The following is a 23,245-nucleotide window of genomic DNA, read 5'->3' on the forward strand; positions in this document are numbered from 1 at the left end:
TTTACCAAAAAAATATCAATTTTTTATTTAACTCTAGATCCAATACTGTAATTCCCATGCTTCGAATGAGCACATGGAGACCGTCATGCTAAAAAAAATACTAATTGCTAACCGTGGAGAAATTGCCGTACGTATCGTACGGGCCTGCGCCGAAATGGGAATACGTTCGGTTGCCATCCACACCGAAGCAGATCGAAATGCCCTACACGTTAAACGTGCAGATGAAGCCTACAGCATGGGAGACGACCCACTAGCGGGTTACCTAGATGCTCGCCGTATCGTTAACCTAGCGGTTGAAACCGGTTGTGATGCCATCCACCCAGGCTATGGCTTTTTGTCTGAGAACGCGGAATTCGCAAAAATTTGCCAAGAGCGAGGCATCACCTTTATCGGCCCTAAAGCGGATGTGATCTCAAAAATGGGTGACAAAACCCAAGCTCGAAAAAGCATGATCGCCGCTGGGGTCCCTGTTACTCCCGGCTCAGAAAACAATCTTACTGACATCGATGAAGCCATTAAGCTGGCCAATACCATTGGCTACCCTGTGATGTTGAAGGCGACATCCGGCGGTGGCGGCCGAGGTATCCGCCGTTGTGACAGCGAAAAAGAACTTCGTGATCAGTACCCTCGTGTTATCTCTGAGGCCACTAAAGCATTTGGCTCTGCCGAAGTCTTTTTAGAAAAGTGCATCCTTGACCCTAAACACATCGAAGTGCAGATTTTGGCCGACAGCCAAGGGGAAGCCATTCATCTCTATGAGCGGGATTGTTCAATTCAACGCCGAAACCAGAAACTGATCGAGATTGCCCCCAGCCCACAATTAACCCCGGAACAACGCTCCTACGTGGGTGAACTGGCCGTTAAGGCAGCAAAAGCTGTGGGTTATGAAAATGCCGGTACCGTAGAATTCCTTGTCACGGGCAATGACATCTACTTTATGGAGATGAACACCCGAGTTCAGGTTGAGCACACCATTACCGAACAAATCACCGGTGTAGACATCGTCCGTGAGCAAATCCGTGTGGCGTCAGGCTTGCCGTTGAGCTATCGCCAAGAAGACATTTCCTTCCGTGGTTTTGCGCTGCAATTCCGTATTAACGCGGAAGACCCTAAGAATAATTTCTTACCAAGCTTTGGCCGCATTACCCGTTACTACGCTCCGGGTGGCCCTGGTGTACGCACCGACACAGCCATCTACACGGGGTACACCATCCCGCCCTATTTTGACTCCATGTGTTTAAAACTAGTGGTCTGGGCACTTACGTGGGAAGACGCTTTAGACCGTGGCGCTCGCGCCCTAGCGGACATGCGTGTGCAGGGCGTGAAAACCACCGCCAACTATTACCAAGAGATTCTAAAGAACGAAGAATTCCGCAGTGGCAGCTTTAATACGAGCTTCGTTCCTAATCACCCAGAGCTACTGAATTACTCCGACAAACGTGCACCAAGTGAAATTGCATTAGCCATTGCCGCCGCAATCGTCGCTCACGCGGGTGTTTAGGAAAAAGAATTAGGAGAAAAACAAACATGAGTAAAGTTCTAGTTACCGACGTTATCCTACGAGACGCTCACCAATCTCTGATTGCTACCCGCATGCGCACCGAAGACATGCTGCCTATCTGTGACAAGCTGGATCAAGTGGGTTTTTGGTCTCTTGAAGTCTGGGGTGGCGCCACCTTTGACGCCTGCGTTCGCTTCTTAAAAGAAGACCCTTGGGAACGCTTGCGGGAGCTTCGTAAAGCACTGCCAAACACCCGTCTACAAATGCTACTGCGAGGACAAAACCTGCTTGGCTACCGCCATTACGCAGACGATGTAGTGGAATCCTTTGTGGCAAAAGCCGCAGAAAACGGCATTGATGTGTTTCGAGTATTCGACGCATTGAATGACCTACGCAACTTAGAAACGGCCATCAAAGCGGTGAAAAAAGCGGGCAAACATGCCCAAGGCACGATTTGCTACACCACCAGCCCGGTTCACACTCCGGCACTGTTTGTGGAACAGGCTAAGGCCTTGAAAGACATGGGGGCAGATTCCATTGCCATCAAAGATATGGCAGGTCTGCTAACCCCATACGATACCTATGACCTAGTGAAAGCCATCAAAGCTGAGATCGACCTCCCCCTGTTTATCCATAGCCACTCTACAGCAGGCTTAGCACCACTTTGCCAACTAAAAGCTATTGAAGCTGGGGCAGAGCACATCGATACAGCCATTTCCGCCTTTGCCTCTGGCACTAGCCATCCAGCCACGGAATCACAAGTGGCCGCACTGAAAGGCACCCGATGGGACACAGGACTGGATCTGGAGCTGCTGTCTGAGATTGCAGACTATTTCCGTGAAGTACGTAAAAAATACCACCAGTTTGAAAGCGAGTTCACCAAAGAAGACATTTCGGTACAGATCAACCAAGTACCGGGCGGCATGATGTCGAACCTTGCCAACCAGCTTAAAGAACAACAAGCACTGGATCGCATCCGCGACGTGTTTGCTGAGATCCCTCGAGTACGTAAAGACCTAGGTTACCCGCCATTGGTGACGCCCACTTCGCAAATCGTAGGCACGCAAGCGGTAATGAATATCTTGGCTGGAGAACGCTACAAAACCATCACCAATGAGGTGAAGCGTTATCTACAAGGTGGCTACGGTCACCCGCCAGCGCCAGTGGACCCAGAGGTGCGCACCAAAGCTATTGGTAAAGAAGACGTGATCGAAGGTCGCCCTGCGGACGCATTGGGGGCAGAAATGGCCCGTCTTCGCACAGAAATTGGCGACCTAGCTCAGTCTGAAGAAGACGTTTTGACCTATGCCATGTTCCAAGACATTGGTAAGCAGTTCCTTGAACAGCGTGCCGCGGGCACCCTAGTACCAGAACCCCTGTCACCACCGGTCGCCCCTAATGCCAAAGGCTCAGCAGGCATCTCCACGGAGTTCAAGATCGATGTGCACGGTGAGACTTACCAAGTTGAGATCACAGGCGTTGGTGGTGACTCCAGTGGCAAACGCCATGTCTACCTCACACTGGACGGCATGCCAGAAGAAGTGCTGTTTGAATCCCTTAACGAGTACGAAGGTAATGCCAGCTCAGCCAGCAAACGCACAAAAGCTTCAGGCCCAGGTGACATCACAACGGGCATGCCGGGCAATATTGTGGATGTTTTAGTGCAAGTTGGCGACGACGTCACTGCTGGGCAAGCGGTACTGATTACCGAAGCCATGAAAATGGAAACTGAAATTCAAGCCCCTATCGCGGGCAAGGTTGCCGCCGTCAATGTGACGAAAGGCGACCGGGTAACCCCTGGGGAAACCCTCATCGAAATTATTCCACACTAACTTTAGTGTGTTGTTCGTTCAGGGAAGCTTTGCTTCCCTTTTTTTTGTCCGTTTGGCTAGGATCTTGCTTATAAAAACATGAAAAAGCGACTACAGTTTCACTAGACATTTGAAACTGATCAACAGGAACAAGTCGCACATAAATACCACAAGGAGTACTGCATGTTTTGGCGACGCAATAAAGCCAGCTCATTCATCGCCTATGCCATTGTTCTTTTCTTTATCTTTGATGGGCTTGCACTGGGATTAAACGTTTGGATTACAGAAAAAATCCAAAACCATGCTGTCGAGCTTAACTTAGCAGGCCGTCAGCGTATGCTGACGCAAAAAATTGTAAAAGAGTTTTTATCCACGCCACCTGGTGCTGCGTCATCCGAACGGCTTGCCTTACTAGCACAAACCACCACCCTATTTGATCGCACTCTGAATGCTTTTCGTCAGGGCGGCACCACAGTTAACACTGACAATTCCTTGGTTACCATTAAGAGCTTTAGCCCTCGCCCCTACTCCAACATTATAGAAACCAGTTGGACTATATGGTCACCCCTTAGGGAGTCTATTTACCAATACACCAAAACACCCACTCCGGAATTGTTTATTAGGCTAAATCAGCAACTGCAGGAGCATAATCTAACTCTGTTAAATAATATGAATGATCTTGCGTTTGCCATTGAGAGCCAGGCCCGTTCTGAAACTTACCAAATTAGAGTTTATCAAGCCGTGGCATTAGCACTGGCCATATTAAATTTTATCGCCGCCTCGGTATTCTATCGTCGCCGAGTGAAAGAGTTAGAAAGTGAACACTCTCTCATTGACGCCTTACTTAATGACATGCCCTCTGCCATGGTCTTCACAGACAGTGAAGGATATTTATTGAACGAAAACCCACGATTTATAGAGCTACTGGGGATTTCGCACACAGAACTTAAACAACACCGCATACAAGATCTCATTACTCCCGATGAGAACAACTCGGGCTTTTGGACATTGTCAGACATAGCCTTTAATCGAGCCCGTCTAAAGGTTGAGCAATCTTGCGCCACCGATGGGGAACAAGCTATTACCGTATGGCGCATTGAAGACGTAAGTAAAGACTGTGAGAAGCAGGAACAACTTGCCACCTTGGCATTCACAGACCCATTAACCAAACTACTCAACAGAGCGGCTTTTGAACAACATCTCAAAGAGGTCACCCCTGCTTTATCTTCAGCCCATAATCACTGCCTTATGTTTATTGATTTAGATGGTTTTAAACAGGTAAACGATTTATTTGGCCACAATAAAGGCGACCAGGTTCTAAAAGAAGTAGGAACTCGTTTACAGGGGTTTTGTGAGCAAGATGCCTGTGTGGCTCGCCGTGGGGGTGATGAGTTCACCCTCCTTGCCACCAATCTAGAAACTCATACCCAAGCGGAGAAATTAGCTTCGTCCATTATAGAGGCCCTAAGCGCCCCTTATAAAAACTTAGAAAACCAGGTAAACATTAGTGCCAGCATTGGACTTGTGATCTTTAACAATAACCAGTCAAATCTAATAGAGCTGATAAACACCGCCGATCACGCCATGTACATGGCGAAACAAAGCAGCGAACCAATACGCATCCATACCACTGACCTCACCCTTGACCATAATGCAACTTGATAGGAGAGCTCATCTTCTAGCAATATCTGCGATGAAAACAGTGACCCTATAAATGTGAAATAGTTGCGTAAGTCAACCAAATACCTCGCTGAACGATTGTGTTAGTCAGCAGATCAATATAAATTAATAATCATTCTCAAATAAAAAAGAGCTAAGAACCACTATGGCTAAACCAGAACCTAAATTATTTACCGTTGTGCGTAGCGAATATGTCACACCTAATATGCTTCGTGTCACCGTTGGTGGCGAGGCTATGAAGAACTTCCCTAAGGATCAAGAAAGCGGCTACATAAAGCTTATTTTTCCATCCGAACATGGTCGACTGATGCGAACCTACACCATTCGCAAACAGCGAGAAGATGAAATGGACATCGACTTTGCTATTCATGGTGAAGGCGAACATCAAGGCATCGCCTGTAAATGGGCATTGAACGCTCAACCAGGGGATGAAATTTTGATTGGCGGCCCTGGCCCTAAAAAACTCGCCTCCGAGAATACTGATTGGATGTTGTTTGTGGGCGACATGACCTCTCTACCCGCCATCAGCGTGAATTTAGAGCAGTTACCAACTGACGCAAAAGGCTATGCGCTTTTAGAAGTTCAAACTGAATCGGATATTCAACCACTGAATAAGCCAGAAGGCATCCAAATTAAATGGCTGATCAACGATCGTCCAGGACAGGACAGCAACGCCCTATTGGACAACATTAAGTCTCTAGACTGGTTAGACGGCAGTTTATCTTTGTGGGCCGCTTGTGAATTCAGCTCAATGCGCAATATTCGAGCTTATTTTAAAGATCGTGGAGACGTCTCTAAAGCCGATTTCTATGTTTCCAGCTATTGGAAAATGGGATTGAACGAAGACCAACACAAAGTTGAAAAGCGCAATGACTTGGATGCTATCGAAGCCTGATAGCATCCATGAAGAGGAACATCTTAGGAAGGCTGCTTATCAAAAGTTTTAACGCCTTCCGGGATCTGATACCACTCTTGCTTTTCACTGACCCAGATGTGAGCGACTGGCTGAATTATGCTTGTATCTGTCAAATTCGAAGGCTTTAGCTTGATGGCTGTCGGATTTGCTGGGTCAAAGTGGTAAATTCTATTACCACATGTGGAGCAAAACTTCGCCGCAGACCTATTACCGCTGTCTGCCATGCGGCTCCACTCACTAAGATCTCCCGAGATCTTTAAATCTGCTAGATCCACCATTGCCGTAATACTAAAAGCACTGGTAGACAACTTCTGACACTCTTTACAGTGGCAAGCCACCACAAGCTTAGGTGGCGCAAGTAACTCATACGTTACCTTGCCGCACTGACATGCTCCAGATATCGGGTAATTGGCCATTCTTTGACTTCCATTAAGGCTGGGATAAGAAACCAAAGCTACCATAAAACACATAATCTTGAGAAATAGGAGCATTACAATTCGGCGAATTTTTTATTTTATAGTGACTTTTCGTTTGTAAAGAAGTTGTTTGATTGTGGATCTGAAAATGGGCTGAACACCCATACCTATTTAACTAAAAGGACTACACATTATTTTTAGACTTAACAATATGCAAGTTAGAGAAGGCCTATTGCGTAGCTACAAACCTCTGAATATTCTGACACCTTCTGACAGATTAAAGTGCGGGAGCGCTACCGTGAAAATACTCATACGCAAAAAACGATTTGGTTCCTTGTCGTCCCTATTATTTCTGACGCTGTTACAGCCTGCTGCTAACGCTAAAGACCTATCAGGTTCAGACAAGACAGATTTGAATGACTTTGAAGTAAAAGTCTATGAGTCGGAACACCGTACCGTAAAAACAGATAATGCTTACCCTACCAGTGTTATTTACCCTGAAAAACAGCAGCTCGCACTGTCCATTAGCAATGTTCACAACTACGCTTACAAACAAAGCATCACCCAAGCCTTTACCGCCTATTATGAAGCCTTGGATGAGCTAGAAGAGAACTACCAAGAAAGTGTCGATCAAGTGTTAGATCAGTATGAAAATGACCTAAAGCAAGTCAAACTGTCTGGTGGCACTGAGCTTGATACCACCACAGCACGTAGCATTGCAGAGAAAATGTTAGCTACTTTGAAACAAGAACGAGATGAAAAACGCAATGAATTACGCATGCTTTACCACATCACTTAATGCACATGCCAAAGACGAATATAAAAAGGGGGCGATGAACGCCCCCTTTTTTGTTTACACCCGTTAGAACTTGATATGGTTCGGTCTAAAGCTTCTCGTAAACCGTCGCAATCCCCTGCCCCATACCGATACACATGGTTGCCAAACCAAATTGCACATCTTTCGCTGCCATTTGATGTAACAAGGTCGTGGAAATACGAGCGCCAGAACAACCCAGTGGATGCCCTAGGGCGATTGCACCACCGTTTAGGTTTACCTTGTCTTCCATCTGATCCAGCAATTTCAGATCTTTAAGAACAGGTAGCGATTGTGCCGCGAAAGCTTCGTTAAGCTCAACTAAACCAATATCGTCAATCGTCAACCCAGCGCGCTTAAGCGCCTTCTTAGTTGCGGGTACTGGGCCATAACCCATAATCGCTGGATCACACCCAGCTAGCCCCATGCTGTGCACCCGAGCCATTGGCTTTAAGCCTAATTCTTGCGCTTTTTGCGCAGACATCATTAACAAGGCAGACGCACCGTCTGATAAGGCAGAGGAAGAGCCCGCTGTGACTGTTCCCCCTTTAGGCATGAAGACTGTTGGCAGTGCCGCCAAACCTTCAAGAGAGGTTTCTGGGCGAATCACCTCATCGATCTCAGCCAAGACTTTATTGCCCACGCTGTCGTGGCCTTCAACCGGCACGATCTCAGCGGCAAAGCGACCTTCTAGGGTTGCTTCATGGGCTTTTTGATGCGAACGCAAGGCAAACTGATCCTGAGCCTCACGGGAGATACCGTGCATTTTACTTAGCATTTCAGCCGTGACTCCCATCATCATGGAGGCCTTGGCCATGTGCTTTGACAGCTCAGGGTTCACATCGACGCCATGCATCATGGACACGTGGCCCATGTGTTCGACACCACCCACCACAAAGATATCGCCTTGGCCTGTCATAATCGCTTGAGAAGCCGTATGAATGGCGGACATGGAGGAACCACATAAGCGGTTAACCGTTTGCGCTGCGGTCGTCACAGGCATTCCAGCCAGCAGGGCCACCGCACGGGCCATGTTAAAACCCTGTTCTAGGGTTTGGTTCACACATCCCCAGATCAAGTCTTCGATGTCTTTAGGGTTTACCTCAGGGTTGCGCGACAATAAAGCTTTTACAACTTCCGCTGACAAACTTTCTGAGCGAACATTGCGATATATACCGTTTTTAGATTTCCCCATCGGAGAACGTATCGCGTCGACAATAACGACATCGTTTGGATTCATTTTCATGATATAGCTCCTAATTCTTCCCGTGATGGATTAATGGTTATGGTAACGACTTTGTGATGCCGCCATATCACGCATGGTTTGCGTTGGCTCATACAACTTACCTAAATGCTGGAAGCGATCTGCAAGTTCACAGAATGCCGCCAACCCCATTTCATCCATGTAGTGCAACGCGCCACCGAGATAGGGAGGGAAACCAATACCATAGATCAAGCCCATGTCCGCTTCGGCAGCGGAAGCAACGATGTTTTCTTCCAAACAACGGGCTGTCTCAATACACAAAGGAATCATCATACGAGCAATAATATCTTCGTCAGAAAACTCTGCAGAATCTACGTGGATTTCCTTGATCATTTTTTGAGCTTCTTCTGAAGGGAGCTTTTTAGGTTTACCCTTGCGATCTACTTCATATTGGTAAAAGCCCTGACTCGTTTTCTGACCGTATCGGCCCGCTTCATAGAAACAATCGATAGCATTTGTTCCCTCATGCCCCATTCGATCAGGGAAGCCTTCAGCCATCACCTGGTCCGCATGGAAAGCCGTATCAATACCTACCACATCGAGTAAGTACGCAGGGCCCATTGGCCAGCCGAATTTTTCCATAACCTTGTCAACATTTTGGTAATCCGCTCCGTCACGCAATAGAGCCGAGAAGCCAGCAAAGTATGGGAACAAGACTCGGTTCACCAAGAATCCTGGGCAATCGTTCACAACAATTGGGGTTTTACCCAATGCTTGAGCATAGGCTACGGTCTTGGCAATCGTGGCATCAGAAGTCTTCTCTCCACGGATCACCTCTACTAGGGGCATGCGATGCACAGGATTAAAGAAATGCATGCCACAGAAGTTCTCAGGGCGCTTCAGAGCACTCGCCAACAAGTTGATAGAGATCGTTGAAGTATTGGAAGCCAGAACGGCATCGTCACTGATTTGAGACTCCGTCTCAGCCAATACAGATTGCTTCACTTTTGGGTTCTCAACCACAGCTTCCACAACCATGTCCACGTTACTGAATTCACCATACGTTAAAACTGGGGTGATTTTACCTAGCGCGGTCATCGCTTTGTCTGTGGTCAGTTTGCCCCGCTCAACTTGCTTACCAAACAACTTGCTTGCTTCATTCATACCCAGATCTAGAGCTTCTGGTCGAATGTCTTTCATAATGATTGGCGTGCCTTTTGACGCAGATTGGTAGGCAATGCCGCCCCCCATGATGCCGGCCCCAAGCACCGCCGAGTGAGCAATTTTGCTACTTTCTTTGCTGTAAGATCCCGCGGCTTTTTTCACTACCTGATCATTCAAGAAAAGACCCACTAATGAGCGAGCAACCGGAGATTTCGCCAGTTTTACGAAGCCTTTGATTTCCGTTTCGATCGCTTTGTCGATCGGTTGGAAAATGCCTTTTTCAATGGCTTTGATGGCTTCCATTGGCGCTGGGTAATGTTTACCCGCTTTGGCACCCACTACACCGCGCACGGATTCAAACACCATCATTTTTTCAATCGGAGAGAATGTCATTGGGGCACGCAAAGCATCTCGGCGAGCTTGCCAATCAAACTTACCTGCAACCGCTTGTGAAATAAGGTGGTAGGCCGATTCTAATACTTGGGCCGTATCCACCACAGCGTCCACAGCACCGTCTTTCATTGCATCTGCGCTACGCTTCTGTGCACCGCTGCAAATCCATTCACAGGCATTGTCTGCGCCGATCAGTCGAGGTAAACGCACCGTTCCGCCCCAGCCAGGGTAAATACCTAACTGAGTTTCCGGTAGGCCAATTTTTGCAGTTTGCCCCATGACACGATAATCACAGGCCAGAGACAATTCAAAACCACCACCTAATGCTAGGCCATTAATGGCCGCAACCGTTGGGAAAGGTAGATTGGATAACTCTGAGAAAATATCATGGGTATCACGTAATCTTTGGGAAAGGTCTTCATCGTTAAGCTGAAACCACCCCATGAACTCGGTGATATCTGCCCCTACGACAAATGCATCTTTAGCACTACAAATCACTAAACCACGCACATCGTCTGCCGTCTTTAGTTGCTCAATCGCTTGCGAAAGCTCGCCTAATGCCAAAGCCCCAAATTTATTGACAGAACTGTCTTTCAGATCTAGCGTCAATGTCGCTATCCCATCGTCACCTGATGCCAATCGAAGTGATTTACCTTCGAAGATCATAGTCGCCTCCACCTTTTATTATATGGCCTTACGGCTCACCGCGCTGATGCGCACATTAATTTTTATTCCGTTAGTAAAGATTAGTTTGATGGGTATTTTCCTCAATAACAAAAAAGCCCCTGTTTTATGACATTTTGTCGCAACAAAATTTTTAAAGATCAAAAAAAGCCCCAATCAAGCGGGTCGATTGGGGCAGAGTCTGAGGTTGGCGAACTAGGAGCATAGCCTATTAGGGATAAACCATACTGTTTAAATTATAGACAGGTTTGGGGGTTATGCGAGTTTTCGCCATGTAAATTCCATGGTTAAATTATGCACATTATTGTCCGCCTTTCCCTTGAATAAAGCTTGCGAACTGGGCGATGGCCTCTGGAGATTTCAGTCTATCTTTGAAAATCCGCCCTTCCCGCATCAACGCCATTTGCACGTCATCAATGGTTCGGCATTTCAATAATTCTTTAGATAGCAGCACAGCCTCCGTTGGCAGAGCACAAATTCGATTCGCGTAATGGGTCGCCATCTCCAATGCCTCTCCCGGCTCACACTGATGGTTGACCAGGCCAAGCTCTGACGCATATTCCGCCGTCAGTGGCTCCCCAAGCATGAGAATTTCAAAGGCCCTTTGATGACCGATGAGCTTTGGCAAGAGGTAACTGGAGGCTGCTTCCGGCACCAGTCCGAGTTGCACAAAGGGCAACACCATTTGCGTATTTCGGGCCGCAATCACCATGTCGCAATGGAGTAATAAAGTACTGGCGACGCCTACCGCCCACCCCTCAACTGCTGCAATCAAAGGCTTTTTATAGGCGGTTAAAGCCTGCAAAAAGGCCATCACAGAAGCCATTTTCTCCGGAGATTTGGCAATTTCTACGAATTCTCGAATATCATTGCCAGCCGAAAAATCAGGGCCCGTTCCTGTAATCAAGGTCACCTTAACTTGATCGTTTTTCTCCGCTCGATGTAACGCTTCACTGAGCATTTGATACATGTCGACTGTGATCGCGTTTTTCTTATCGGGACGGTTCAAACAGATGGTATGAACACCCTGCTCGATGGACTCGTTGATGTGATCATTCATGGGACTTTTAACCCCTATTTGCTCAGGAAACCAGTGCTAAAGACAAACACTGGCTCTGTGGCCAAAGTAGACACAGAGCCATATCCGTTAACGTAATGCTCGTCGCAGAACCTTACCAACGTTGGTTTTAGGAAGCTCAGAACGAACTTCAAACTGATGGGGTACCTTGTAAGCTGCAAGGCTTTCGCGACAAAACTTAACCATGGCATCTTCGTCAAGGCTAACGCCCGCCTTTAACACCACAAACGCTTTTACCGCTTCACCGGTTTTTTCATTTTCAACCCCAATGGCGGCCGCTTCGAGCACGTCTGGATGTTGAGTTAATACGTCTTCTACTTCCGTAGGATACACATTAAAGCCAGACACAATGATCATGTCTTTTGCTCGATCTACAATGCGAATAAAGCCATCTTCTTGAATCGAAGCAATATCACCTGTGATGAAGTAACCATCAGAAGTCGTCACATCTTGGGTGGCCTTCTCACGATGCCAATAACCACGCATCACTTGAGGTCCACGGACGCATAACATGCCTGGCTCTCCTGCTGGTAGCGTATTGCCATTGTCATCAATGACTTTCACGTCTGTTTCATCGACCGCCTTACCAATGGTGCCGAGCTGTTCTTTACCAACAGGATTAAAGGACACCACAGGTGAGGTTTCGGTTAAGCCATACCCTTCTGTAATTTGGCAGCCGGTGACATCTTTCCAGCGTTCTGCCGCCGCATGGGTGAGCGCCATACCACCAGAAGCGGTTAATTTTAATCCTGAAAAATCCAACGCTCTGAAGTCTTCTCGATTACACAAGCCAGCAAACAAGGTATTAAGACCAATAAAGCCAGTAATACGCCATTTACTAAGTTCTTTAACAAAGGCAGGTAAATCCCTTGGGTTTGGAATAAGAATGGTATGAGCACCAAACTCAAGCAGGGTCAAAGCGTGAATCAGAAAAGCATAAATGTGATACAAAGGCAGCGGAGCAACAAAGATTTCCTTACCTTCATCTAATACCGTTTCCAGTCGCCCCTTGAGCTGCTGCATATTGGCCAGCAAGTTGGCGTGGGTCAGCATTGCCCCTTTAGCAACACCGGTAGTACCACCAGTGTACTGTAGAACCGCTAAATCCGGATGGCTGAGACTAACGGCTTTAGGTTTATGGCCTGCTCCTAGTTTTAGAACTTCATTAAAAGTCATAGCAGTAGGGAGATGGTACGCTGGCACCATTTTTTTGACGTACTTCACTACCGAGTTAACTAATAAACGTTTCACCGGTGAATGCAGATCTGCAATTTCGGTCACAATGACGTGGCGAACTTGAGTTTTGGCAAGAATTTTCTCAACGTTTGCTGCCATGTTAGCAAACACAACCACTGCCTTGGCACCGGAATCATTAAACTGATGTTCTAACTCTTTAGGGGTGTACAAGGGGTTGGTATTGACTACGACTAAGCCGGCCTGCATCGCGCCAAACACAGCAATAGGAAACTGAATAACATTAGGAAGTTGAACCGCTATGCGATCACCAGGTTGCAGGTCCGTGTAATTCTGCAGGTAGGCTGTGAAGGCATCAGCCTTTTGTTTCAGCTCTTGATAGGTCAAGGTTCGACCAAGGCTCGTGAACGCAGGGAGCGCTCCGAATTTCGTACAGCCAAACTCCAAAACATCCACAACCGACTTAAAGCCGTGTGGGTTTAGGTTATCGGGTACGTAGCTGCCCGGCTCAAAATTAAGCTTGGCGGCAGTATTGTCGTTTAACATATAGCTTCTCCGTTATTGTCGTTATATGGAGATATAAAGTCGTTTCTGGTGATCGACGCGGGAAGCTCTCACTCCACGCGTCGTCCCTAATGAGTTAGGTATTAGGAAAAATTTCTGTCAGCTTGGTAGCCAGCATAATATCACCGTCCGCACGAATTTTACCTTCCATAAAGGCTTCCATTCCATCTAGCTCTCCCGCCATGACAGCCTCTAAAGTCTCAGAATCCATACTGAGTGTCACGGTTGGATCGTCGTGCTCCCCTTGAGCCAACTCACAGGAACCATTTGATACTATCACATAGTGATCATCGGCATCTTCCAATTCAAATTGGAAAATAGCGTCCATATCATCTGCCGCATTGGCATCAAAACGTTTTACCATTGCATCAAATATCATCTTAGCGTCACTCATAGATAAACTCCAAAAAATCTGTTATTTACTTCAATTAGCGTAAAAAGAACTGGTCTTCGTCCATTTCCATCAAGGAGCTCGCCCCGGACAACATCATCTGAGCATGGGCCTTGGTACGCGGCAGAATACGCTCAAAATAGAAGGTAGCTGTCTGCATCTTTGCTTTATAGAAAGCTTCTTCTGAGGTGCCTTCATTTAATTTTTGCTTCGCTACCAGCGCCATGCGCGCCCATAGGTACGCTAGGGTCACATAACCTGAATACATACAGTAATCCACTGAGGCAGCACCTACTTCATCTCGGTTCTTCATCGCTTTCATGCCCACTTTCAGGGTGATGTCCCCCCATTCTTTGTTTAATTCTGCTAGGGGCTTAATCAAATGTGCGATGCTCTTTTCTGAGCTGTTCGCTTTACAGAATTTATGGATCACCTTGGTGAAAGTCTTCAAGGTCGCACCTTGAGTCATTAACACTTTACGTCCCAAAAGATCTAACGCTTGAATGCCTGTGGTGCCTTCATAAAGCATGGAGATACGGCTATCCCGTACGTTTTGCTCCATCCCCCAATCTGCGATGTAACCATGACCACCAAAAATCTGTAGGCCTTGGTTTGCGGCCTCAAAGCCTGTCTCTGTCAAAAAGGCTTTAGCTATTGGAGTCAGCAAAGACAATAAAGTTTCCGCTTCCTCTTTTTCTGCGTCTGATCCAGTCTTAACAGTATCCACTAGAATGGAGCAGTAATGGATCAGGGCACGACCACCTTCAGCAAAGGCTTTTTGAGTCAGCAGCATTTTGCGTACGTCTGGGTGCACGATAATTGGGTCAGCCGCTTTGTCAGGAGCTTTAGCGCCAGTCAAAGAGCGCATTTGTAGACGATCTTTCGCGTAAGCCAAAGAGTTTTGGTAAGCCCATTCCGCATGGGCTAGGCCCTGTAAAGCCGTACCAAGACGGGCCGTATTCATAAAGGTAAACATGCAGTTTAGACCTTTATTAGGTGGACCAATTAGGAAGCCTTCGGCGCCATCGAAGTTCATGACACAGGTAGCATTGCCGTGAATCCCCATCTTGTGTTCGATTGACCCACAGGCAACTTGGTTGCGCTCGCCCACTTCTCCAGCCTCAGTGACTTTAAATTTTGGAACGATAAATAGGGAGATACCTTTGGTGCCTTCCGGCGCGTCAGGCAAGCGGGCCAATACGATGTGCACAATATTGTCTGCCATATCATGCTCACCGGCAGAAATGAAAATCTTGGTACCTGTGATGGCGTAACTGCCATTTTCGTTTGGCACTGCTTTGGTTTTTAGCATACCCAAGTCAGTCCCACAGTGAGGCTCTGTCAAGCACATGGTGCCAGTCCATTCTCCAGATACCAGCTTAGTTAGGTAGGCTTGTTTCTGCTCTTCTGTGCCGTGTTGCTCTAGGGTATTCATGGCCCCATGGCTCAATCCTGGGTACATGCTCCAAGCCCAGTTAGAGGTGGCAACCAGCTCAGTCACCATCATGCCAAGTGATTCAGGAAGGCCTTGCCCACCCATTTCAGGAGAATGAGACAGTGATGGCCAGCCACCTTCTACGTACTGCTGGTAGGCTTCTTTAAAACCTTCAGGGGTAGTGACTTGACCGTCTTTAAACTGACAACCCTGTTGATCACCCACTTGATTGAGAGGCGAAAGCACTCGCTCTGCAAACTTTGCCCCTTCTTCCAAGATGGCATCAATCATATCTGGGGTTGCGTCTTCTGCACCTGACAATTTGGCATAGTGATCGTGGATTCCGAGCACTTCCTCTGTAACGAATTTTAAATCTCGTAACGGTGCTTTGTATTCCGGCATGGTGTATTACCTCTGTATTGTTATTCTGCATCAGTAGGTTTGTATTGATGTATTAAGCTTTGTCTAAAGCCGCATTCCTCTCAATAACATTTAAAACCAACTTAAATAACAAAACGCGCCACGCAGACGCGTTTTACAACAGAGACCGATCTAAAAAACACTGATCCTACTCATAAATCCGGAAGGTGTTTTCTATGGTTTTCAACACCTCTGAAACACCGTCAAAATCTGAAAAAATGCATTCAAATCTTGAAGTTAGAGATGAATCACTGGGGCTGACATGAATCTCTTTGGAGGTAATATTGATGTTCATCACACGACCATCAATCTCCACAACACCTTTGAAACGCCAAAAGCTGTCACAATCGGTTAAAACTGAAACTAACTGATTAAATCGATCATCGGTAGCACTCAAAGCCCCCTCAGATAGCCACCCAACACTGAGTAGATTTTGATCAACTTTCTGATATCGCATGACCCCACCTCTTAACGCTGTTTGAACTTTGTTAATGCCATGGTCGTGATCGTGATCGTGATCGTGATCGTGGTCGTGGTCGTGGTCGTGGTCGTGGTCGTGGTCGTGGTCGTGGTCGTGGTCGTGAGAATGGGTGCGATGCTTGGTGTGTAAATCCAGCCAACTTAGGTCAAATGAACCCTGAGCACTCAAAGCCACCACAGACTTTGCATCTGCAAACTGTTTGGCGAACGTCACAAAACCTTCTTCATCCTTCTCGTCATAAGTATCTGCTTTACTCGCCAAAAGCACGTCCGCTTGCTCGATCTGATCAAAAAAAGCAGGGTGCCCTAGATACCTTGGATCGGACAAGTTACGTACATCCATAAGGCAAATAGAAGCCCTGATATCTAATACGCCCTGATAATGGTCGGCCAGCAACTGCTGCATGATTTGCTGGGGGTGTCCAATCCCAGTCGGTTCAATCAAAATTCGGCTAGGAGCAGCCTGTTTAATCAGTTCGTTTAAACCGACACTGAAGGCTGCAGAGGAAACACAACATAAGCATCCGCCGGGGACTTGTTTTATGGCAACTTGCTCAGTTTCTAAAAGCGCCCCATCTATCCCTACTTCACCAAACTCATTCACGAGTACTGCCCAGGACTCCCCGTCTGGCACCTGTTTTAGCAATTGTTTAATAAGAGTCGTTTTACCCGCCCCTAAAAACCCCGTAATGATGTTTACCTTGATCCCTTTATACGACATGAATCCTCTATCTACTGCTCTAATAAATCTCTTAATTCGGCTTCCGAATCAGGGCGCACGACGCGCCCAACTTCCTTACCGTTGCGCACTAAAATCAAAGTGGGCCACAATTTCACGCTAAAGTGTCGTCCTAGTCGCTTTCCTTTGCCGTCGAACACTTTTAGATGGGAAACATCCGAGTACTCATCCATAACGGATTCAATCACTGGCAACGCTTGTTTACAGTGACCACACCAAGGTGTACCGAACTCGATCAGCAGCTCGTCTTCTGCCTGCAAAACCTCTTCAACAACAAGATCTGAGTCATCGTAAGTTGGGTTGTACCCGGTCATGATATTCATACAGCTCTCCTTTACCTATATAACACCACGATTGAAATGCCCAATAAATTGGGAGCCTGACATTTAGGGCAATGTGCTGAGTTTAGACATTTTTTGCGAGACGAAAAGCAAAAATGCCACGACATGCGTGGCATTTTTTTCATGTTGATGGGAAATGGTTAGGCTTTGAACGATCCATGGGGATCTATAACGAATTTCTTCGCAGCACCGCCATCAAAGTCAGCGTAGCCTTGAGGTGCCTGTTCTAGTGAGATCATTTGCACATTAACAGCGTCAGCGATTTTTACCTTGTCAAACAAGATCGCTTGCATCAGACCACGGTGATATTTCATCACTGGACATTGTCCTGTGTGGAAAGAATGAGATTTTGCCCAACCTAGACCAAAACGCATGCTCAAGGCTCCTTCGCGAGCAGCTTCGTCTTCCGCGCCTGGATCATCTGTGACGTACAAACCAGGGATACCGATCTGACCACCCGCACGAGTAATCTGCATGGCAGAGTTCAATACCGTCGCTGGGGCCTCTTTGTGAGAATTACAGCCACAGCCATGAGCCTCAAAGCCAACACAATCCACGAAGCAATCCACTTCGCGATCATTAATAATGGCTTCGATCTTATCTTCCATGGAACCTTCTTCACGCAGGTCAATGGTTTCACAACCAAAGCTACGAGCTTGGGCTAGACGGTCTTCGATCATATCCCCAACGATGACACAGGCTGCCCCCAAAAGTTGTGCAGACACTGCGGCAGCAAGACCCACCGGCCCCGCTCCAGCGATGTAAACCGTAGAACCTGGGCCGACTCCAGCTGTAACACAGCCGTGGAAGCCAGTTGGGAAGATATCAGACAATAGGGTCAAGTCTTGGATCTTTTCCATAGCTTGGTCGGAATCAGGGAATTTCAGCAAGTTGAAGTCTGCGTAAGGCACCATCACGTATTCCGCTTGGCCACCAACCCAGCCCCCCATGTCTACATAACCGTAGGCTGCACCAGGACGGGCAGGGTTCACGTTTAGACAGATACCTGTAAGACCTGCCTTACAGTTACGGCAGCGGCCACAGGCAATGTTGAATGGCACAGATACTATGTCACCCACATCAACAAACTCAACATCACGGCCTTTTTCCAAAATGATGCCTGTGATTTCATGTCCCAACACTAAGCCTTCTGGTGCCGTTGTGCGCCCTCGAACCATGTGCTGATCACTGCCACAAATATTGGTGGTCAGTACTTTTAGAATAACGCCGTGTTCACACTTACGATCACCTAGCGCCAGCTCTGGGTATGCAATAGGCTCTACTGCTACCTTACCAGGACCTTTGTATACAACTCCGCGGTTAGTCGATTGAGACATATGTAACTCCTGTTGAGTATTGTTTTTATTCGCGGGTTAACGATAGACCTCACGACTTAACTCAATATGCTCAAAAACGACACACACCCTGCACTAAAGCGAAGCATTAAAAAAGCCCGAATAGACTTTCGTTCTACTCGGGCTTTAAATGTTATAAGGTAACAAGATTTTATTTGTCGCCACTAATACGACTGCCAACCGCAGAGCTCTGGCCTCGGTATTTCGCATTCTCACGCTTGTTGTAAGGGCGATCCGCAGGCCCAGACATGGTTTCAAAGTTGATCGCACCAATGGTCATCCCCGGACGCAATGCGATTGGCAACTTACCGCCATTCAAAAACTCAAGCACTATGCCGCCGCTCCAACCTGGATCAATACGATGGGCGGTCACGTGCACCATTAAGCCCAAACGAGCCAAAGATGAACGGCCATCCAGCCATCCCACCAAATCGTCTGGCAAAGTAATCGATTCCATGGTCACACCGAGCACCAACTCACCTGGATGAATGAAGAATGGTTTATCGCCTTCCACGATAATCTCTTCGCTCATGACGGATTCGATGGCACGGTTCAAGTCTTCTTTCGGGCCACTCAAATCCAAATAGGGAGCAGGGTGTCCTTGGAACACTCGAAACGAATTCCCCAATCTTAGATCACACGAAACGCCACTGATCACGCTGTTATCTGGACGGGGTTCGATTTTAATGACGCCATCATCCAAAGCTTGGATAATGTCTCGATCACACAGTCGCATGTTTTACCTCAATCATCACTCATGCCGATGGTCGGCATCGAGAACTGTTCAGAATTGGACGCAAGGGTAGCATCAAGCTTGCGAGCAATCGACAGATATATCTCAGTGATGTCCGAATCAGGCTCACTCAATACCGTCGGTGCGCCTGCATCGGCCTGTTTGCGAATCGCAAGGCTCAATGGCAATTTACCTAATTCTTCTACGTTGTATTCTTCAGACAGGGCCTTGCCACCCTCTTCTCCAAAGATGGCTTCCGCATGGCCACAGTTTGAGCAAATATGGGTAGACATGTTTTCCACGACACCCAATACTGGGATATTCACCTTTTTGAACATCTCCACTCCACGGCGGGCATCCAACAAAGCAATATCCTGTGGTGTGGTCACAATCACAGCCCCTGAAACAGGCACTTTTTGCGAGATGGTTAACTGGATATCACCTGTCCCTGGGGGCATATCGATAAACAGGTAATCCAACCCCTGCCAGTCTGTTTGAGTCAGGATCTGCATCAGGGCACCCGTCGCCATGGGGCCACGCCAAGCCAAGGGGGTTTCTTTAGTGGTTAAAAACGCCATAGACATTACTTTAATGCCATGTGCTTCGGGCGGCAGGAAGTACTTTTCATCACGCACTTGAGGACGAGTATTGGCATCAAACCCCAATAACAAACCTTGGCTTGGGCCATAAATATCCGCATCCAGTATCCCGACCTTATGGCCTTCTTTCGCCATGGCAAGGGCTAAGTTGACCGTGGTAGTGGATTTCCCCACGCCCCCTTTGCCTGAAGCCACCGCGATGATGTGTTTGATGCTTTCTACGCCCACTGGGGCGGATTGATCTGCCGACATGCTTTCTCCTAAGGACCGATTGACATAACGCCAAGGGGTCGTTAATTCACTTTAATGTCTGCCATTCTGGGGGCAAATTGCGGAAAAGCAAGCCCGAAGCTTGCACGATATAAACCGCCACTTATAATGTCGCGGATAATTCTTTACTCATAGTAGCCAAGTGACCGTTTAACGCACACTTTAAGGCTACCAAGCAAACACATATTCTATCCAGCAGGCTTATTTCGAATGGCACATACGCAACGCAAAATACTCGTCACCAGCGCCCTACCTTACGCCAACGGTTCTATCCATTTAGGACACATGCTGGAGCACATTCAAACGGATATTTGGGTTCGCTTTCAAAAGCTACGTGGCAACCTATGTACTGCAGTATGTGCTGATGATGCCCACGGCACAGCCATCATGATTAAAGCCGAGCAAAACGGCATCACTCCTGAGCAATTGATCGATGGGGTTCGCCAAGAACACATGGCAGACTTCAACGACTTCATGATTGGCTACGATAACTACCACTCCACTCACTCGCCAGAAAACCGCGAGTTATCTGAGTCTATTTACAAAGCACTGCGTGATAACGGCAAAATTTCTGTACGTTCTATCACCCAAGCCTACGATCCAGAAAAGCAGATGTTCCTAGCGGATCGTTTCGTTAAAGGGACTTGTCCAAAATGTAAGGCAGAAGACCAATACGGCGACAACTGTGAAGTGTGTTCAGCGACTTACACGCCAATGGAAATGATTGACCCACGTTCAGTGTACTCTGGTGCGACACCGGTTGAAAAAGCCTCTGATCACTACTTTTTCAAACTGCCTGAATTCCAAGAATTCCTCCAGCAATGGACTCGCAGCGGCACCTTACAAGATCAAGTGGCTAATAAACTGTCTGAGTGGCTCGACTCTGGCCTACAAGAATGGGACATCAGCCGTGATGCCCCTTACTTTGGTTTTGAAATCCCAGATGCACCGGGTAAGTACTTTTACGTTTGGCTAGATGCCCCAATCGGCTACATGGCAAGCTTTAAAAACCTATGTGACCGTACCGATAACCTAGAGTTTGGTGATTATTGGAACAAGGACTCAGAAGCAGAGCTCTACCACTTCATCGGTAAAGACATCATCAACTTCCACGCCTTGTTCTGGCCAGCCATGCTGGACTGTGCTGGCTACCGCACACCCACGGCAGTAAATGCCCACGGCTACGTGACCGTAGACGGCGAAAAGATGTCCAAGTCTCGCGGCACCTTTATCAAAGCACGTACCTACTTGAACCACCTTGATCCTCAGTACTTGCGTTACTACTTTGCCGCTAAGCTGAATTCCCGTGTGGACGATATCGACTTAAACCTTGGTGACTTTGTGCAGCGAGTAAACTCTGACGTAGTCGGTAAGGTCGTTAACATCGCCAGCCGCACAGCAAGCTTCATCAACAAGAAATTTGATGGTCAATTGCAAGCCACGCCTGCCAAACAAGAGATGATCCAAGAGTTCATCGATGCGGGCGACCTGATTGCGAATCTATATGAAACGCGTGAATACGGTAAAGCCATGCGTGAAATCATGCGCCTTGCGGACATTGCAAACACCTACATTGCTGACGAAGAACCATGGGTAAAAGCCAAAAACGAAGAGACTCTACCTCAGGTACAAGAGATCTGTTCCGTTTCTCTTAACTTGTTTGCCATCTTGGCGACTTACCTAAAACCTGTATTGCCTAACATGGTGGCGGACGCTGAAGCCTTTTTGAACAAGGAACTCACTTGGGATAACCGTAGCGAGCTACTGTTTGGCAAGTCAGTTAATAAGTTTAAAGCCTTGATGGCACGTATTGAGTCCACTCAAATCGAAGCCATGATCGAAGAAGGCAAAGAAGAAGCCGAGGCCGAAGCTCAAAGCAAGACCGCTGCGGCACCAGAAACAGAGCTCAGCAAAGAGCCCATCGCGGCAGAAATCAACTTCGACGAATTTGCTAAGGTAGATCTACGAATCGCTAAAATCGCAAAAGCCGAGCATGTTGAAAAAGCCAATAAGCTGTTGAAACTGACATTGGATCTTGGTGGCGAGACGCGTACTGTTTTCTCTGGCATTAAATCCGCTTACAAACCTGAAGACTTAGAAGGTAAGCTGACTGTCATGGTAGCCAACTTGGCACCGCGCAAAATGAAATTCGGTTTATCAGAAGGCATGGTTCTAGCAGCAGGTCCAGGGGGCGAAGAAATTTACCTACTTGAGCCTCATGCAGGGGCAAAACCAGGCCAGCGTGTTATGTAAGCATATTAGCTTGTACACCAAGGCCGCCTAGTCTTCTAGGCGGCCTTCGTTTTAAGGAACAAACGTGGCTTATACTTGCCCTGTGCTATTTATATTCTAAAATAAACTAGAATATACGCCGCTTTAGTCTTGTTAGTTATAAGCAGCTTGGTATAGTTACGCTCATCCAAAACCCTCGGGTATTGGTCTTTTCTTCTGTATACAAAAACGCATTTATTGGACGTGAGATGACTGAATATCTCTTAATACTCGTCAGTACCATCTTGGTAAACAACTTTGTCTTGGTGCAGTTCCTTGGGCTGTGTCCGTTTATGGGTGTCTCCAGTAAGCTGGAAACCTCCATTGGCATGGCTATGGCCACCACTTTCGTGCTGACCCTTTCCAGTCTATGCAGTTACCTGACTTTTAACTTCATACTTCAGCCCTTTGGCTTGGAGTATTTGAAGACGATTTCATTCATCTTAGTCATCGCCGTTGTAGTGCAGTTCACCGAAATGGTGGTTCATAAAACCAGCCCACTACTGTACCGAGTGCTGGGGATTTTCTTACCACTGATCACAACTAACTGTGCTGTATTAGGTGTTGCTCTTCAAAACACCTCCAAACAAAACGGCTTTGTGGAGTCCATCTTGTACGGCTTTGGTGCTGCTGTGGGCTTCTCTTTCGTCCTTGTCTTGTTCTCTGCCATGCGCGAGCGAATCAACGTGGCTGATGTGCCCGTGATCTTTAAAGGCTCAGCCATCGGCATGATCACAGCAGGTCTTATGGCCCTAGCATTTATGGGCTTCACTGGCCTAGTGCAGATATAGG

At 47.3% G+C, this 23,245-nt stretch carries 19 protein-coding genes; 7 read left to right on the top strand and 12 right to left on the bottom strand.

Annotated elements, in window-relative coordinates:
- Nucleotides 1–85 precede the first annotated feature (85 nt).
- The 4 genes from ACZ5DR_RS17250 (at nt 86) to ACZ5DR_RS17265 (ending at nt 5,887) form a co-directional block, all read left to right on the top strand.
- Entirely contained in the window at nt 86–1,501 is a 1,416-nt protein-coding gene (locus ACZ5DR_RS17250) for an acetyl-CoA carboxylase biotin carboxylase subunit (protein ID WP_377365343.1), read from the top strand.
- A gap of 26 nt (nt 1,502–1,527) precedes the next feature.
- On the top strand, nt 1,528–3,333 hold the full coding sequence (gene oadA / locus ACZ5DR_RS17255; RefSeq protein ID WP_377365341.1) for a sodium-extruding oxaloacetate decarboxylase subunit alpha: 1,806 nt from the start codon (nt 1,528–1,530) through the stop codon (nt 3,331–3,333).
- A gap of 162 nt (nt 3,334–3,495) precedes the next feature.
- Nucleotides 3,496–4,974 carry a diguanylate cyclase domain-containing protein gene (locus tag ACZ5DR_RS17260; RefSeq protein ID WP_377365339.1) on the top strand — a complete coding sequence of 493 codons (1,479 nt, stop codon included), beginning with the start codon at nt 3,496–3,498 and terminating at the stop codon, nt 4,972–4,974.
- Between the two features lie 163 nt (nt 4,975–5,137).
- Nucleotides 5,138–5,887, top strand: coding sequence for a siderophore-interacting protein (locus ACZ5DR_RS17265; RefSeq protein ID WP_377365338.1), 750 nt, complete (start codon nt 5,138–5,140; stop codon nt 5,885–5,887).
- A gap of 23 nt (nt 5,888–5,910) precedes the next feature.
- Here the strand turns inward: ACZ5DR_RS17265 and ACZ5DR_RS17270 are convergent, their stop codons facing one another.
- On the bottom strand, nt 5,911–6,324 hold the full coding sequence (locus tag ACZ5DR_RS17270) for a GFA family protein (protein ID WP_377365336.1): 414 nt from the start codon (nt 6,322–6,324) through the stop codon (nt 5,911–5,913).
- Between the two features lie 298 nt (nt 6,325–6,622).
- Between ACZ5DR_RS17270 and ACZ5DR_RS17275 the strand changes: the two genes are divergently transcribed.
- Entirely contained in the window at nt 6,623–7,123 is a 501-nt protein-coding gene (locus ACZ5DR_RS17275) for a hypothetical protein (protein ID WP_377365334.1), read from the top strand.
- Nucleotides 7,124–7,208: 85 nt separating this feature from the next.
- Here the strand turns inward: ACZ5DR_RS17275 and fadA are convergent, their stop codons facing one another.
- From fadA to apbC, 11 genes are all read right to left on the bottom strand, one after another.
- On the bottom strand, nt 7,209–8,384 hold the full coding sequence (fadA, locus tag ACZ5DR_RS17280; protein WP_377365332.1) for an acetyl-CoA C-acyltransferase FadA: 1,176 nt from the start codon (nt 8,382–8,384) through the stop codon (nt 7,209–7,211).
- 30 nt (nt 8,385–8,414) lie between these two features.
- Nucleotides 8,415–10,565 carry a fatty acid oxidation complex subunit alpha FadB gene (gene fadB, locus ACZ5DR_RS17285; RefSeq protein ID WP_377365331.1) on the bottom strand — a complete coding sequence of 717 codons (2,151 nt, stop codon included), beginning with the start codon at nt 10,563–10,565 and terminating at the stop codon, nt 8,415–8,417.
- Between the two features lie 319 nt (nt 10,566–10,884).
- Nucleotides 10,885–11,643, bottom strand: coding sequence for an enoyl-CoA hydratase-related protein (locus ACZ5DR_RS17290; protein WP_377365329.1), 759 nt, complete (start codon nt 11,641–11,643; stop codon nt 10,885–10,887).
- Between the two features lie 87 nt (nt 11,644–11,730).
- Nucleotides 11,731–13,401 carry an AMP-binding protein gene (locus tag ACZ5DR_RS17295; RefSeq protein WP_377365327.1) on the bottom strand — a complete coding sequence of 557 codons (1,671 nt, stop codon included), beginning with the start codon at nt 13,399–13,401 and terminating at the stop codon, nt 11,731–11,733.
- A gap of 94 nt (nt 13,402–13,495) precedes the next feature.
- On the bottom strand, nt 13,496–13,813 hold the full coding sequence (locus ACZ5DR_RS17300; RefSeq protein ID WP_377365325.1) for an SCP2 sterol-binding domain-containing protein: 318 nt from the start codon (nt 13,811–13,813) through the stop codon (nt 13,496–13,498).
- A 34-nt stretch (nt 13,814–13,847) separates the two neighbouring features.
- Nucleotides 13,848–15,647 carry an acyl-CoA dehydrogenase C-terminal domain-containing protein gene (locus ACZ5DR_RS17305; RefSeq protein WP_377365323.1) on the bottom strand — a complete coding sequence of 600 codons (1,800 nt, stop codon included), beginning with the start codon at nt 15,645–15,647 and terminating at the stop codon, nt 13,848–13,850.
- 166 nt (nt 15,648–15,813) lie between these two features.
- Complete coding sequence (locus ACZ5DR_RS17310; protein WP_377365321.1) at nt 15,814–16,866, bottom strand: CobW family GTP-binding protein; 1,053 nt, start codon at nt 16,864–16,866, stop codon at nt 15,814–15,816.
- 11 nt (nt 16,867–16,877) lie between these two features.
- On the bottom strand, nt 16,878–17,207 hold the full coding sequence (locus tag ACZ5DR_RS17315; RefSeq protein ID WP_377365320.1) for a thioredoxin family protein: 330 nt from the start codon (nt 17,205–17,207) through the stop codon (nt 16,878–16,880).
- Nucleotides 17,208–17,365: 158 nt separating this feature from the next.
- Nucleotides 17,366–18,562, bottom strand: a complete 1,197-nt coding sequence (gene fdhA, locus ACZ5DR_RS17320) for a formaldehyde dehydrogenase, glutathione-independent (protein ID WP_377365318.1) — start codon at nt 18,560–18,562, stop codon at nt 17,366–17,368.
- Nucleotides 18,563–18,731: 169 nt separating this feature from the next.
- Nucleotides 18,732–19,316 (bottom strand): dCTP deaminase, encoded by a 585-nt coding sequence (gene dcd / locus ACZ5DR_RS17325; RefSeq protein ID WP_377365316.1) that lies wholly within the window; start codon nt 19,314–19,316, stop codon nt 18,732–18,734.
- A gap of 8 nt (nt 19,317–19,324) precedes the next feature.
- A complete protein-coding gene (gene apbC / locus ACZ5DR_RS17330) occupies nt 19,325–20,164 on the bottom strand; it encodes an iron-sulfur cluster carrier protein ApbC (RefSeq protein WP_377365314.1) in 840 nt (279 codons plus the stop codon).
- 228 nt (nt 20,165–20,392) lie between these two features.
- Here apbC and metG point away from each other — a divergent pair, with 228 nt between their 5' ends.
- Nucleotides 20,393–22,435 carry a methionine--tRNA ligase gene (gene metG, locus ACZ5DR_RS17335; RefSeq protein WP_377365312.1) on the top strand — a complete coding sequence of 681 codons (2,043 nt, stop codon included), beginning with the start codon at nt 20,393–20,395 and terminating at the stop codon, nt 22,433–22,435.
- A 227-nt stretch (nt 22,436–22,662) separates the two neighbouring features.
- The gene (gene rsxA, locus ACZ5DR_RS17340; RefSeq protein ID WP_377365311.1) at nt 22,663–23,244 is read left to right on the top strand and encodes an electron transport complex subunit RsxA; all 582 of its coding nucleotides are present in this window, start codon (nt 22,663–22,665) and stop codon (nt 23,242–23,244) included.
- The last annotated feature ends 1 nt before the right edge of the window (nt 23,245 follow it).

The sequence above is a fragment of the Marinomonas vaga genome (genome assembly GCF_055388305.1).

Excerpts from the sequence above, each read along its gene's own strand:
- fadB (WP_377365331.1), bottom strand. The coding sequence starts at position 10,565 with ATGATCTTCGAAGGTAAATCACTTCGATTGGCATCAGGTGACGATGGG.
- ACZ5DR_RS17300 (WP_377365325.1), bottom strand. The coding sequence starts at position 13,813 with ATGAGTGACGCTAAGATGATATTTGATGCAATGGTAAAACGTTTTGAT.
- ACZ5DR_RS17315 (WP_377365320.1), bottom strand. The coding sequence starts at position 17,207 with ATGAATATCATGACCGGGTACAACCCAACTTACGATGACTCAGATCTT.
- dcd (WP_377365316.1), bottom strand. The coding sequence starts at position 19,316 with ATGCGACTGTGTGATCGAGACATTATCCAAGCTTTGGATGATGGCGTC.
- ACZ5DR_RS17270 (WP_377365336.1), bottom strand. The coding sequence starts at position 6,324 with ATGGCCAATTACCCGATATCTGGAGCATGTCAGTGCGGCAAGGTAACG.
- ACZ5DR_RS17265 (WP_377365338.1), top strand. The coding sequence starts at position 5,138 with ATGGCTAAACCAGAACCTAAATTATTTACCGTTGTGCGTAGCGAATAT.
- metG (WP_377365312.1), top strand. The coding sequence starts at position 20,393 with ATGGCACATACGCAACGCAAAATACTCGTCACCAGCGCCCTACCTTAC.
- ACZ5DR_RS17260 (WP_377365339.1), top strand. The coding sequence starts at position 3,496 with ATGTTTTGGCGACGCAATAAAGCCAGCTCATTCATCGCCTATGCCATT.
- fdhA (WP_377365318.1), bottom strand. The coding sequence starts at position 18,562 with ATGTCTCAATCGACTAACCGCGGAGTTGTATACAAAGGTCCTGGTAAG.
- ACZ5DR_RS17250 (WP_377365343.1), top strand. The coding sequence starts at position 86 with ATGCTAAAAAAAATACTAATTGCTAACCGTGGAGAAATTGCCGTACGT.
- rsxA (WP_377365311.1), top strand. The coding sequence starts at position 22,663 with ATGACTGAATATCTCTTAATACTCGTCAGTACCATCTTGGTAAACAAC.
- apbC (WP_377365314.1), bottom strand. The coding sequence starts at position 20,164 with ATGTCGGCAGATCAATCCGCCCCAGTGGGCGTAGAAAGCATCAAACAC.
- oadA (WP_377365341.1), top strand. The coding sequence starts at position 1,528 with ATGAGTAAAGTTCTAGTTACCGACGTTATCCTACGAGACGCTCACCAA.
- ACZ5DR_RS17310 (WP_377365321.1), bottom strand. The coding sequence starts at position 16,866 with ATGTCGTATAAAGGGATCAAGGTAAACATCATTACGGGGTTTTTAGGG.
- fadA (WP_377365332.1), bottom strand. The coding sequence starts at position 8,384 with ATGAAAATGAATCCAAACGATGTCGTTATTGTCGACGCGATACGTTCT.
- ACZ5DR_RS17295 (WP_377365327.1), bottom strand. The coding sequence starts at position 13,401 with ATGTTAAACGACAATACTGCCGCCAAGCTTAATTTTGAGCCGGGCAGC.
- ACZ5DR_RS17290 (WP_377365329.1), bottom strand. The coding sequence starts at position 11,643 with ATGAATGATCACATCAACGAGTCCATCGAGCAGGGTGTTCATACCATC.
- ACZ5DR_RS17305 (WP_377365323.1), bottom strand. The coding sequence starts at position 15,647 with ATGCCGGAATACAAAGCACCGTTACGAGATTTAAAATTCGTTACAGAG.